Source organism: Paenibacillus sp. MMS20-IR301 (assembly GCF_032302195.1).
In the GTDB taxonomy this organism is placed as follows: domain Bacteria; phylum Bacillota; class Bacilli; order Paenibacillales; family Paenibacillaceae; genus Paenibacillus_AQ.
The window spans coordinates 4,439,226-4,451,350 of sequence record NZ_CP135275.1 but is presented as its reverse complement, the minus strand read 5'-3'; the positions used below and the strand labels follow the sequence as shown (position 1 = coordinate 4,451,350).

12 protein-coding genes are annotated in these 12,125 nt (G+C 53.0%); 6 read left to right on the top strand and 6 right to left on the bottom strand.

Going from position 1 to position 12,125, the window contains the following annotated elements; translation table 11 throughout:
* Positions 1 to 98: 98 nt before the first annotated feature.
* Positions 99 to 950 carry a GGDEF domain-containing protein gene (locus tag LOS79_RS19175; protein ID WP_315411652.1) on the top strand — a complete coding sequence of 284 codons (852 nt, stop codon included), beginning with the start codon at positions 99 to 101 and terminating at the stop codon, positions 948 to 950.
* A 167-nt stretch (positions 951 to 1,117) separates the two neighbouring features.
* On the opposite strand, the gene LOS79_RS19170 is transcribed toward LOS79_RS19175, so the two are convergent.
* The gene (locus LOS79_RS19170) at positions 1,118 to 2,320 is read right to left on the bottom strand and encodes an SLC45 family MFS transporter (protein ID WP_315411651.1); all 1,203 of its coding nucleotides are present in this window, start codon (positions 2,318 to 2,320) and stop codon (positions 1,118 to 1,120) included.
* A gap of 4 nt (positions 2,321 to 2,324) precedes the next feature.
* On the bottom strand, positions 2,325 to 3,059 hold the full coding sequence (locus tag LOS79_RS19165) for a glycerophosphodiester phosphodiesterase (protein ID WP_315411650.1): 735 nt from the start codon (positions 3,057 to 3,059) through the stop codon (positions 2,325 to 2,327).
* Positions 3,060 to 3,313: 254 nt separating this feature from the next.
* Here LOS79_RS19165 and LOS79_RS19160 point away from each other — a divergent pair, with 254 nt between their 5' ends.
* Complete coding sequence (locus LOS79_RS19160) at positions 3,314 to 3,841, top strand: NAD(+) diphosphatase (protein WP_315411649.1); 528 nt, start codon at positions 3,314 to 3,316, stop codon at positions 3,839 to 3,841.
* 8 nt (positions 3,842 to 3,849) lie between these two features.
* Here LOS79_RS19160 and LOS79_RS19155 read toward each other — a convergent pair whose 3' ends face one another.
* Entirely contained in the window at positions 3,850 to 4,455 is a 606-nt protein-coding gene (locus LOS79_RS19155) for a hypothetical protein (protein WP_315411648.1), read from the bottom strand.
* A gap of 223 nt (positions 4,456 to 4,678) precedes the next feature.
* Between LOS79_RS19155 and LOS79_RS19150 the strand changes: the two genes are divergently transcribed.
* The gene (locus tag LOS79_RS19150; protein WP_315411647.1) at positions 4,679 to 5,134 is read left to right on the top strand and encodes a NanQ anomerase/TabA/YiaL family protein; all 456 of its coding nucleotides are present in this window, start codon (positions 4,679 to 4,681) and stop codon (positions 5,132 to 5,134) included.
* Between the two features lie 118 nt (positions 5,135 to 5,252).
* Here the strand turns inward: LOS79_RS19150 and LOS79_RS19145 are convergent, their stop codons facing one another.
* Entirely contained in the window at positions 5,253 to 6,257 is a 1,005-nt protein-coding gene (locus LOS79_RS19145) for a LacI family DNA-binding transcriptional regulator (RefSeq protein WP_315411646.1), read from the bottom strand.
* Positions 6,258 to 6,501: 244 nt separating this feature from the next.
* Positions 6,502 to 7,125 (bottom strand): sensor domain-containing protein, encoded by a 624-nt coding sequence (locus tag LOS79_RS19140; protein WP_315411645.1) that lies wholly within the window; start codon positions 7,123 to 7,125, stop codon positions 6,502 to 6,504.
* Between the two features lie 179 nt (positions 7,126 to 7,304).
* Between LOS79_RS19140 and LOS79_RS19135 the strand changes: the two genes are divergently transcribed.
* Together LOS79_RS19135 and LOS79_RS19130 are read left to right on the top strand one after the other, a co-directional pair.
* Positions 7,305 to 8,237: an AraC family transcriptional regulator gene (locus LOS79_RS19135; RefSeq protein WP_315411644.1), complete on the top strand. Its 933-nt coding sequence runs from the start codon at positions 7,305 to 7,307 to the stop codon at positions 8,235 to 8,237.
* Between the two features lie 104 nt (positions 8,238 to 8,341).
* Complete coding sequence (locus LOS79_RS19130; protein WP_315411643.1) at positions 8,342 to 9,073, top strand: ThuA domain-containing protein; 732 nt, start codon at positions 8,342 to 8,344, stop codon at positions 9,071 to 9,073.
* 412 nt (positions 9,074 to 9,485) lie between these two features.
* Here the strand turns inward: LOS79_RS19130 and LOS79_RS19125 are convergent, their stop codons facing one another.
* Positions 9,486 to 9,971 carry a GNAT family N-acetyltransferase gene (locus LOS79_RS19125; protein WP_315411642.1) on the bottom strand — a complete coding sequence of 162 codons (486 nt, stop codon included), beginning with the start codon at positions 9,969 to 9,971 and terminating at the stop codon, positions 9,486 to 9,488.
* A 304-nt stretch (positions 9,972 to 10,275) separates the two neighbouring features.
* Here LOS79_RS19125 and LOS79_RS19120 point away from each other — a divergent pair, with 304 nt between their 5' ends.
* Positions 10,276 to 12,123, top strand: coding sequence for a cache domain-containing sensor histidine kinase (locus LOS79_RS19120; protein WP_315411641.1), 1,848 nt, complete (start codon positions 10,276 to 10,278; stop codon positions 12,121 to 12,123).
* Positions 12,124 to 12,125: the final 2 nt, after the last annotated feature.

Here is a 12,125-nt window from a genome sequence, read left to right as displayed (position 1 = left end):
CTGCCATAGCTGTTCATGAACTGTTCAGATTGGTCTTATATAATAGACTTACTAGTGATGATCGATTATAAGATGAGCAAAAGGACGGCGGATGAACTATGGAAGAAGCCCGAAATTATATGCTGGCTATATTCATTTTTGGAATCGGAATCTTAACGGTGTACAGCATATTGCGGCTGACCCGTAATTACTCCAAACAACATCAAAGAACCCGGGCGGTTATCTCAAGCCTTGTTATTCTGATCTTCAGCGCCGGAATCGGCGGAATGCATATTCTGGGCAAGCTGTCGCTATCCGGATTTGCCCCGGATAACGGCGGCCTGTTCATCACGCTGGCGCTTTACGCGCTGTCACTCGCCGGAATACTCTACCTGTTCCTGCGGGTACGGCAGCTGCTCACAGAACGCGAGCAGCTCAAGGAGCTGGCCTACCGTGATACATTAACGGGCTTGCTGAACAAGAACGGAATGGATCACTTCTGGGACCACTGCAAGTCAAGCGAGCAGCTTGCAGTCCTGTACCTCGATTTGAACCGGTTCAAATCAATCAACGATACGCTGGGCCATCATGCAGGAGATTTGCTGCTGGAGGCGGTTGGCGGCACTCTGCAGCAGTTCTCCCGCAAAGGCAAACGGCATATTTTCCGGGTGGGCGGGGATGAATTCGTTGTGATCGCCAAACGCTGCGGCCGCAAGGATGCCGAGCAGCTGGCGCTTAAGGTTCTGGAGAATATAACCCGCACCTATAAGCTGGAGGCTCACGAATTATTTGTCTCGGCAAGTGTCGGCATCACCACAAGCCAAGGGCGGATTGACCGCAAGCGGCTGCTCAAGGAAGCCGATTCCGCTATGTACAACGCGAAGCAGCTGGGAAGCGGACGTTATGCATTGTATAAGCAGGAAAGTGCTCCGCCCCCTGTGAAGCTGGTTGGCAGCACGAGGGCCCAGTAAACCGGCCCGCAGCTGAAGGCAGGGCGGCTGTCCGGCAGTATGCGGAGGCCGAATACAAAGAAAGCGCAGGCATGAGTTATGCCTGCGCTTTTGATTGACGGGGTCTCCGCAAAGCTGCTGAGTCATCATCCGGGTAATTCCCTCGCTTTGAAGGTGAATTTTTGTATTTATACCCCCGGGTTCCGGGGCACAGCTTTCATCCGGAGCAGACAGAACAGGGCACAGGCCATGCTGGCTGCAGCGGCGTAGAACAGAATGGAGTAGTCCGTCAAGTCAATCATCAGCCCCAGCAGCGGCGGAGAGGTAATCGCTGCCAGTGAAGAGACCAGATAATACATTCCGGTGCGTGTGCCGATGCTCTCTTCATTTCCTGTAGCTACTACGTAGGGATAGGAATTGATGTTGATGCAGGCCCAGAACATCCCTCCCAGCAGCAGAAGGCCGCGCAGCACCAACAGATTATCCGCGAAGCCGACCAGAGCGAAGACAGCCATCAGACCGCAGACCCCGGTGATAATCATCGTCTTCTTCCCGAACCGGCTGCCCAGCCAGCCGCTTGGGATTGCGAAGATTACAAAAGCCAGGGAAAAGAAGGTCAGCGAGAAGGACGCGGCTTGTTCGCTCAGCCCCAGATGATGTTTGCCATACAGTGTGAACAGCGTTTCTACCCCTTGATACGCTACGAACCAGAAGAAGATGGCCGCAAGCAGCCAGACCGTTGTCCGGTCGAGCTGCCGTTTTACCGATATTCTGGCCGGCTTGCCAAGCGGAAGAATACTGCCCTCTGCCGCAGCCGCCGGCTGGTTGACGCCGTCACGGCTTTCCTTGATGAACCGGGAGACGATAAGCAGGCAGAGCAGCGTAATTACACCGGCGGCAATAAACGGCAGTGCCGGGCTGGTATTATAGAGGATGGAGCCGACGCCGAAGGCCAGGATGGAGCCGGCTCCGCCCATGAAGTTAATCAGCCCGTTCGCTTTGGTGCGCTGGGCATCCGGTGTAATATCCGGCATCAGCGCAACTGTCGGCGAGCGGTACAAACTCATGGCCAGGTTCATCAGCATCATGAACAGCAGCAGGGTGAACAGGCCGCTATGGTAAGGAATCAGCATCGTCAGGATGGCAGCCAGCGGCATGCCGGCCAGCAGATAGGGCATCCGCCGCCCGTAGCGGGTGGACGTCCGGTCACTGCGGTTGCCGATCCACGGCTGGAGGAACAGGGCGAAATAGTTATCGATGGTCATCATGAAACTGATCAGGGCTACACTGTGCACATACTTTTCCAGAAAAAAAGGAACAAACGCGTTGTAAAGACTCCACGTAATGCTGATGCTGAAAAAGCCGAAGCCGAGCAGCCAGATCTTTTTCACACCATCACACTCCCCGTGCAGCCAGCAGTCCGGCCAGTACATCCGGGTAATCGGTAATAATGCCGGCTACTCCGGCCTCAATCAGATAAGTCATCCGCTCAGGATCATTGACTGTCCACGGATGATACACAATCCCATTCTGCGCCGCATCCGTGACGAACTCAGGCAGCACGGCTTGATGGTGGGCATGCAGCGCATCCGCCTGCAGCGTAGCGGCATAATCCCAAGGGCGGTACAGGCCTTCTCCGTAAAGAATACCCGTGCGGATCTCCGGTGCCAGCGATTTGCAGTAAGCCAGCGAGTAATGGTTGAAGCTGGAGAGGACAACCTGTTCACTCAGATTCTGCTCCCGTACGGCTGCAATTACTTTCTCCTCCATGCCGGGATAGAAGAATGTACCGTTCTTCAGCTCGATATTAAGCACAGTCCCGCGGCCCTGAACCAAATCCAGCAGCTCTTCCAGCGTTGGAATCCGTTCTCCCGTGAACTCCGGGCTGAACCAGGAGCCAGCGTCAACTTCGAGTACTTCACGCAGTGTCTTATCCTTCACATATCCGCTGCCTGTAGTGGTGCGGCTGAGTTCTTCATCATGGATCAGCACAAGTCCTCCGTCACTCGTCATCTGTACATCGGTTTCGATGCCGGTTGCGCCGAGCTCCAGGCCTTTGCGGAATGCCGCCATTGTATTCTCCGGGGCGACTGCGGATGCGCCGCGATGCGCGAAATTAATGATGTTCATGTACTGTAATTCCCTCCGTCTCATTGATGTGGGGGTGCCCGTGCAGGACAAGCCCCTTCTAGTGTATTCCACATTGCGGCTAGAAACCCTGTGCGTCTGAATAAGAAGAGCGCTGATTCTTGAAAATTTAACATTCAGCTGACAGAAATCTTGAGCGGCTTGCCGAGCGGATTTATTTACTTTGCTGGTACGTTCCGGAGTAATCGCTTAAAATTAATCTCAGTCTATATTAATTACAGAAGGAAGCGGTAGATATGAAGTTTTGTCTCGAGTGCGGAAGCCGGCTGGTGCTTAAGGAATGTAACGGGGAGGGGGAGGTGCCTTACTGTGAGTCCTGCGCCGCTTTCCGGTTCCCGGTGTTCAGTACGGCGATGAGTACAGCGGTGCTGAACAGGGATTTGGACAAAATCCTGCTCATCCAGCAGTATAACCGCAAGGATTATATTTTGCTGGCCGGGTATGTGAATAAAGGGGAGAATGCCGAAGCTGCGCTTGTCCGCGAAGTACGGGAGGAAGCAGGGCTTGAGATTATCGCTTATGAATATATGCGCAGCCAGTACTTCGCGCCTTCCAATACGCTGATGCTCAATTTCATCAGTGTGGCAGATACGGAGGATCTCAGCCAAATGAGCGATGAGCTGGATCATGCAGCCTGGTTCACACTGGATGAAGCTGCGGCGGCGATTCTAAAAGGCAGCCTTGCCGAGAGCTTCCTGCTGACCATCATCAGCAAGCTGCGGCAAGGCCGGACACTGGAGAGCTTCACAGCGGCTGCCCGCTAAGCACGGATTCAAGCCGAGACGATATCGCGGATCCGCTCATGTACCTGCTGTGCTTCCAGGAAGGCAGCGGAGTATACCAGATCGTCTTTCCGGGCCGGGTGGAGCCCGGGCAGGAAGGGGATGGACAGCACCGGCGTATCTGTGCTGCTGAGATAGATCTTCAGCGTCAGCTCCCGGATTTCTTCGGCGCTGCCGGCTGCGGAATCAGCCTCCGCGGCGCTCTGGCTGTCACCCGCTGCTCCTCCGCGTATTCTCGGTGCGCTGGTAGTAATCCGGCTGGTTTTGCTGACTTTGCTGAGGGTTAACGCGTTCTCGACAATCTCTGCGCCCAGAATGGCCTCGAACTTGTACAGGGTAGCAGTTACCGGCTCCGGTTTCCCCGGATGCAGCAGCCCGATCGCCATAGTTTGTCCATCATCATCCAGTGCGATCAGATGAGCCTCGTCGGGAGTGACGAACCGCTGGGGGAATTTCAGATTGAAGGCTGACAGAGCATGGGTAATCTTATGCTGGCCGGACGCCGGGGGATGCGATAATTTGAACTGAAGCACGGCAGCGGACAGCAAAAGCACCATGCCGAGTACAGCAAACATGTACACCAGGAACATAAGCACAGAACCGCCTCCTAAAAGTTTTTGCAGCATATTGCTTCAGTGAATCCGCATCGGACAAAACTCGCTTAGAAAGCATACGCTACAAGTTTTGTGAGCCTCTGCTATTAATAGATATGCAGGAAGTGCGTGAACAAATACATAGACCCAGGGCCAGAAGCTCATATAATATTTCTGTAGCTGCAGCAAGGAACACAATATCAGAGAAGGCAGGAGGATTCCGGGCATGATTGTAGATACACTGGAACATTTACTGGAGAATGAAGCCGCATACGGAGACAAGATTCAGAAGGGGCTGCAGTTTCTGCGCGATACCGATTTCACCGGACAAGCCGCCGGGCATCATGAGATTAACGGGGAAATGTTCTATATCATTAACGAATATACTACTAAGCCGGCAGGGGAATGTTTCTGGGAAGCGCACCGGATCTATCTGGACCTGCATTACATCCTGGAAGGCACCGAGCGGATCGGATACACCACTACCGGGGAGCTTAAAGTGCGGGATGCGTACAGTGCCGAGAAGGATGCCATCTTCTTCACGGGTGAACTGAAATCTGCAATAACCGCAGGACCGGGAACACTGGTCGTCTGCTATCCGCAGGACGGCCATATGACCGGGATTGAGGCAGGCGGCGGACCTGAAGCTGTGCGGAAGGTCGTCATGAAGATTAAGCTTTGACCATTAGGGGCACTTGTGCCCCTAATTCCGCCGGAAATGGGCGGAACGAGGTAATCAGGGGCATCTATGTGCGTATGACAGGGGCCATTAAACGTTTACGTTATATTGATAAAAAGACTCAGGTAAGGTTTCTTACCGTTTGTCTTTCCACTATTGAGTGAGCAATGATTGCGCTCTGGACGACTTCTCCCGTTTCAATCATCGTAATCAGCTTCTCTGAAGCGATCCTTCCGATGTCGAATAGCGGCTGGCGTACCGTGGTTAGCGGCGGTGAGACCATTTGCGCCATCCGGATATCATCATAGCCCATGATGGAGAAATCTCCGGGAACGTTCATGCCGAGCCGGGTAACCGTGGACAAGGCACCAATGGCGGCCTCGTCACTGGCAGCGAAGACTGCTGTAACCTCCGGCGCCTGCTCCAGTAAAGTCTCCATTCCGGTACAGCCGTCCTGAAACGAAAAGTCACCATATACCAGATAACGGCTTTCAAAGGGCAGGCCATGGTCTTCCAGTGCCTTGAGATAGCCTTCAACCCTGGGAGTTCCGGCAATGGGGTCGCCTTCTGTTCCGCTGATCATGGCAATCTTGCTGTGGCCTTTGCTGATCAGGTAAGACACTGAATCATACACAGCCTGATAATCGTCAACCTTCACATACGGCACATTGGCGAAGTCGGTTTGGGTGGAGACGAGCACTACGGGGATGTTCATGCTGTCCAGCACATCATAATACTCCTTCTTAAGCACTCCGCTGGAAAAAATGATTCCGTCCACCTGTTTCTCACGCAGCAGCTGCAGGTATTTCAGCGTCCGTATACCATTCTGGTCCGTATTGCAGACCATTACGCTGTAATTGTGGTCGTGGGCGAACTTGTCAATTCCCTGGAGCAGATCGTAGGAGAAAGCGCTGGATACATCCGGGAACATGACTCCGATCGTCTGGGTGCGTTTGTTAATCAATCCGCGTGCTATGGCATTGGGCTGATAGCCAAGCTCCTGAATGGCCCGATTGACCTTAAGCCGCGTCTGATCCGAGTAACCGGTTAGATTATTGAGCACGCGGGATACTGTGGCAATCGATACATTCGCTTTCAGAGCGACATCCTTGATCGTGGGATTCATGCTAACAACACTTCCCTTAGCTTTACTGTTTCAGTTTTACTTAAACGTTTACGTAACCGCTTACCAAAAATATAATAGCCGCACGCTCTTTTGTCAACGGGTAAATACCAAAAATAACAGACTGGCCAATATACCCTGAAAAATCGCGACTATTACAAATGGACCAGCGATTGACAAAGAAAAAGGCTGCGGCTACGATACAAGCAAACGTGTACTGTTGTTGTTTATTATCCGGGAGAAATGCCTAATGGCTATGTACTAATTCAGGTTGTGTTTGTTCAATCCGGCCTGATCCTGAAATCAACCTGATCCATGCAGAGTATTGACGGCCAAATCCATTAAGGATCAGCGGCAGAAACAGCAGCAGAACAAATCCGAAGGCGCATACAATCCAGGAACGCTGATCCGACGATGTGTTAGCCAGAAAGAAGAAAAATTCGGGATCAAGCATGTTCGGATCATACAAGAAAACCTCGGTGCTGATCTTCTGGACGGCAGGTGACAGCAGCCCGGCAATGGCTACAGACGGGAACACGACGGCAAGTGTAAAAGCCAGAATTCCGGCTGGCAGCTGCAGCAGGCTGTACAGAATTCCCCGGTACGACTGTTCCTGGCGAAGCTGGAGTCCGAGTGTCCGTAGCCCTTCCCAGCGAAAAGCGGGAAATGGATCTGTCATTTGCTGCGATCCTCCGTTACTACCGTGGGACCAGGCTTGGGCAAACTGCCATTCACTGGACATCATACTCCGGCAGCAGGCTAAGGTCAGGGCCAGCAGAGGCAGCCCGACCCATAGGATCATCAAAGGCAAACTGACACATAGGCCTGTAACTGCAATCACAAATGTTATTATTCCTTTAGGCAGGAGCATCAGGTTAACTCATCTCCAATTTTTTCCTTCTTCAGTATAGAGGGGGAAACCAATTTATACACGCACCTGAAGTCGGGAATTATACTGGTCTTTGGTCTAGGCTGATATGTCTCTCCAGAATTTCAGAATGGAGTTAAAGGTTGTTCGCCGATCACATTTCCGGACAAGGAGCCGCGCTGATGAATATATATCTGGAGATACCGGATGTGGATAAGCATTTTCCGTTTCGCAGCCTGGTCTGCGGCGGGGATGATCTGACTTATCCGCACTGGCATAAAGAGATTGAAATTATTTATGTGACCAGAGGAAAGCTAAATCTGGGAATCAATGATGTACCGATCCGTCTGGAGCAGGGAGAGATGCAGTTTATCAACGGGGGAGATGTACATTATTTCCTCGCTTCACCTGACAGTGAACGGGTTGTTATCCAATTTGACCTCAACCTGTTTCAGGAGGTTGCCGCCTTGGGCGGCAATGACTATTCGCTGCGCGACCTGTTCTCGGAGATGGAATTCTCCAGCCCCGGCTGGCCCGAGGCAACCGCCGCCCGGGTGAAGCCGCTGATTGAGAGCATCTATGAGGAGGATACGCAGCGCCGGGAGGGCTATGCGTATATAATCAGGGCGAGAATGTATGAGCTGCTGACCGTCATTATGCGGGAAGTGCCGAAGAGCAGACTACGGAGACTGCCCAAATTCTCGGAGGAGACAACGACCCAGTCCCGGGAGACACTGGAGCGGCTGGAGCGCATCTTCAGCTATGTGGAGCAGCATTATCAGGAAGCGGTTACGCTTGGCGAGGTCGCCGGCTATATGGGCTTCAGCCCGTATTATTTTACCAAGCTGTTCAAGAAGAATACCGGTATGACCTTCAACCAATTTCTCACCGAATACCGGTTAAACAAAGCGAAATGGATTTTGCTGAACGAGGATTTGCCCATGTCGGCAGTGGCGGAGGCGGCCGGGTTCGGCAGCGTGAAGACTTTTCACCATGTGTTCAAGGAAGCGACGGGCATTTCGCCGCTTAAATATCATAAGACAATATCCGGGAATAATTCAGCAAGAATGCAGGAAGAAAGCCCGGGGGCAGATTTGTATGATAGAGAAGGCTGAGAGCGGAGCTGAAGAATGGACTGGCGGTAAGTAGAGCAGCCTATGATAGAGCGTTCCGTAAGCATGACAGCCCTACCTATATTCGAAACAGGAGTGTGCCCATAGTGACGAGAGTAACCGTATGGAATGAATACCGCCATGAGCGGCAGGAAGAAAGAATCCGCCAGGTCTATCCGAATGGCATACATGCACAGCTGGCCTCCTTCCTGAGCGAAGCCGGACTTGCTACAGGAACAGCGACACTGGATGAGCCGGAGCACGGGCTGACGGAAGAGGTACTGAATAACACCGATGTACTGGTATGGTGGGGGCATATTGCCCATCACGAAGTCAGCGACGAGGTCGTGAACCGCATTCATAAGCGTGTGCTGCAGGGGATGGGGCTGGTGGTCCTGCACTCAGGCCATATGTCCAAAATCTTCATCAAGCTCATGGGCACTAGCTGCGATCTGAAATGGCGTGAAGCCGAGGAGAAGGAACGCCTCTGGGTTATGGAGCCAAGCCATCCGATTGCCGCAGGCATCGGTGAATATATTGATTTGGAGCAGGAAGAGATGTACGGGGCGCATTTTGATGTGCCGGCACCGGAGAGCCTGATCTTCGTCGGCTGGTTCGAGGGCGGGAATGTATTCCCGAGCGGCTCGACGTACCGCCGGGGCAGCGGGAAGATTTTCTACTTCCAGCCCGGCCATGAATCCTATCCTACTTACTACAACAAGGAAATCCAGCAGGTTATTATCAACGGCGTGAACTGGTGTGCTCCGGTGGAGCGTGCCGTTCCGGTGTATGGTCATTCCGGGGCGCTGGAGCCGATCCGCGGTAAAGTCGGCGTGTAACGCGGCCCGCAGATGGCAGATGCCGGCAGCCGTACCGGCGGCGTACAAGCAGGCCGTATATATAACTGCCTTCGGTGCCGGCGGTGAAGCAAAACAGAGCATTCCCCTTTAGCCGGGGAATGCTCTGTTTGTGCTGCCCGGAAGAGATAGCAGTGAAATAGATGGATTTATGACACTTAATATCCGTTTATTTGCCGCTGAAAGGAATTTAAATGGATTTATGTTACTTAATTCCGCCGCTTCTCCTGAAATGGGCCCGTATGGACGAAATTAGATGTAGTTTTTCCAACTAATTCCTTATATATAAGGATTCTTGCTGAATTAGATAGCATTTTTCCACTTATTTCAGCTTCAGCGCCGTATTATGTGAGCCCGTTGCCATCATTGCATCGTTACAGTAAGCCTAGCACCATCATTGCTGCTTATAATAAATCACTGTCGCAGACTTGTCTCCGTCAGCGGAGATGACATAGTCCGGAATCCGGCCCACCCGGATATAACCCCGTGACTGATAGAGCAGATTCGACGGATCGCCCTCGCGGGTGTCGAGCACCAGCAGCGTCCGGCCTTCAGCGGCAGCAGCCTGCTCTGCTGTCTCAAGCAGCTGTGCAGCGAGCCCTTTGCGGCGGTGAGCCGGATGGACCATCAGCTTGGCAACCTCCGCCCGGTGCGGGGCATTGGGTTTCATTACTGGATGGAGCTGCACCGTGCCTGTAACAACGCCGTCTTCCAGCGCTACCCAGAGCCTGACGTCCGGGCCGGGAACGCCTTCCCAATAGGCTGCGGCTTCATCCCGTGCCAGCGGCGGCAGAAAGCCGATCGATGCCCCATCCGCCACTACCTCAATCAGCAGCGTGCTTAACTCCTGTATCATTTCCGCGGTTAACTCTGACAGCATTATAATTTCTGTCGCCATGCTCAATCTGATTCCCCCGTTCCAATTCAATACGTTAAATTTTGTACCTGTTCATTTCCTCATGATTAACATTATACTTGTGTGAGGAAAGTTTACAAATTAAAATTTGCAATAATTCTTTTGTGATATATACATGTTAGATATAAAGGCCGTCAAATCAAGGGAATCGCTGTTTTCATTAACTTTTTATTGCGGGATGTAAAATATTCACTGCCGTTTTTTTCATGCAGCAGCTTGCCGAATCCATTATACTGAATGAAATTTAGGGAGCAGGGGGAGAGGCTGATTGAAGCGCCGGTGGAACAATTTATCATACCAGAGCAAGCTGATGCTCGCCTTCTTTATGCTGGGGATTATCCCCTCGATTGTGATTGGCACAATGGCTTATTTCAAATCGGTCAGTACGCTGGAGTCGCGTGTGAACGCGGATCTCGGTGTGATTGCTGGGCAATTGAATGCGGCCATCCAGCGTCAGGTGGAGGATGTGGACCGGTTCAGCACATTTCCGTATTTCACACCGGAGATTTTTCAAATATTGAATCAGCCCTATGTGCCCCGTGACCAATGGGGATACCGCGAGATTGAAACCCAGCAACAGTTCGCCAAGCTGCTTGTGACCTACCCCTCGATTTTTTCCACTATTCAAAGCCTTGTATTCTACAGCACCAAAGGTAATATTTACGGCTACCGGGTCAGTGACCGCTCCTCGATTAATGAGGCCGTCAGCCCGTCAGATGAAGAATGGTATAAAGAGACCCTCAACCGCAGCGGCGGGGTGTTCATCTCCGGGTTGCGGCTGGAGCGGCAGTTCAACAGTCCTCCGTTTAAAACGATAACAGCCTCCAGAGTGCTGCTGAATGATGATTTCACACCTGCGGGGGTTGTTGCTGTCGATATCCGTCCTGATTTCATGGATAAAATCGTCCGCTCCTTCCAGCTGGAGGGCATGCATGTGATAGTGGCCGACGAGAAAGGGGAGCTGATCTACTCGACACAGGCTGGAGACAGCCAGCGTTTCCTTAGTGCAGCGGCGGAGCAGTCGGCACGCAGCGGGGCAAGCCGGGGGCTGATCAATCTGCCTGATCTTGGCGGCGGGAACCGTGCAGCGACCGGTGTCTATGCGCACAGTGAATATCTTGGCTGGACCAGCTATCTGATGATTGACCGGGAAGAGCTGCTGGGCGATGCCAATGTAATCCGCGATTTTACCATCGTGCTGGTGCTTATTTTCACAGGTGCGGCTTCGATCCTGTCGCTGCTGCTGGCCCGGGGATTGTCGAAGCCGATCCGCAGCCTGATCTCGTCCATGCGTGACGTGGAGCGCGGGCTGTTCATTACCCCGGCTGCCCCGCCGGTCCAGGGCGAAATCGGGCAGCTGCATCTCAGCTATGTCACGATGGTGCGGCGGCTCGATGCCCTGGTTCAATCCATCGAAGAGAAGGAACGGCAGAAACGGGAGGCGGAGCTGTATGCGCTGCGGGCGAGAATTGCTCCCCACTTCCTGTATAACACAATTAATTCCATCCGTATGCTGGCTGTCCTGCAGCAATCGGAGGGAATAGCCAGGCTGCTGCAGTCACTGAACAAGCTGCTGCATGCCAATATGAAGCTCGACAGCGAGCTTGTGCCGCTCTCTGCGGAGCTTGAACTGCTGCATCATTATGTGCGGCTGATGGAGCTCAGGTATGCGAACCGCTTCAGGACAGAGTGGCAGATTGAAGAGCGGACGAAGCTGGCGATGGTGCCGCCGATGATTCTGCAGCCGCTGATGGAGAATGCGATTTTTCATGGTTCGTTCGAGGTTGAAGGCCCTCTGCAGATTGAGATTCATGCCAGGCTGAGCGGAGACGGAAGCGACTTGCTGATTACGCTTGCCGACAACGGGCATGGCATTCCGGCTGAGGCGCTGAAGCAGCTTAACGGGGATACGGAGAGGGCCGCCGCCCCGGGCGGCAGAGTGGAACCGGCGGCAAGAATCGGCGTTGCCAATGTGCGTGACCGTATCCGCTTAAGATTCGGGCCGCCCTATACCCTTACGCTGCGAAGTGAACCGGGGCAAGGAACGAGGGCTGAGCTGTATCTGCCTTATCAACCGGAGGACGGGGATACTCTACCGCCAAGAATGGAGGAATGAAA

Coding starts and splice junctions, on each gene's coding strand:
- LOS79_RS19165 (WP_315411650.1), bottom strand. CDS start 3,059: ATGAACATCATTAATTTCGCGCATCGCGGCGCATCCGCAGTCGCCCCG.
- LOS79_RS19175 (WP_315411652.1), top strand. CDS start 99: ATGGAAGAAGCCCGAAATTATATGCTGGCTATATTCATTTTTGGAATC.
- LOS79_RS19145 (WP_315411646.1), bottom strand. CDS start 6,257: ATGAATCCCACGATCAAGGATGTCGCTCTGAAAGCGAATGTATCGATT.
- LOS79_RS19125 (WP_315411642.1), bottom strand. CDS start 9,971: ATGCTGTCAGAGTTAACCGCGGAAATGATACAGGAGTTAAGCACGCTG.
- LOS79_RS19150 (WP_315411647.1), top strand. CDS start 4,679: ATGATTGTAGATACACTGGAACATTTACTGGAGAATGAAGCCGCATAC.
- LOS79_RS19160 (WP_315411649.1), top strand. CDS start 3,314: ATGAAGTTTTGTCTCGAGTGCGGAAGCCGGCTGGTGCTTAAGGAATGT.
- LOS79_RS19135 (WP_315411644.1), top strand. CDS start 7,305: ATGAATATATATCTGGAGATACCGGATGTGGATAAGCATTTTCCGTTT.
- LOS79_RS19140 (WP_315411645.1), bottom strand. CDS start 7,125: ATGCTCCTGCCTAAAGGAATAATAACATTTGTGATTGCAGTTACAGGC.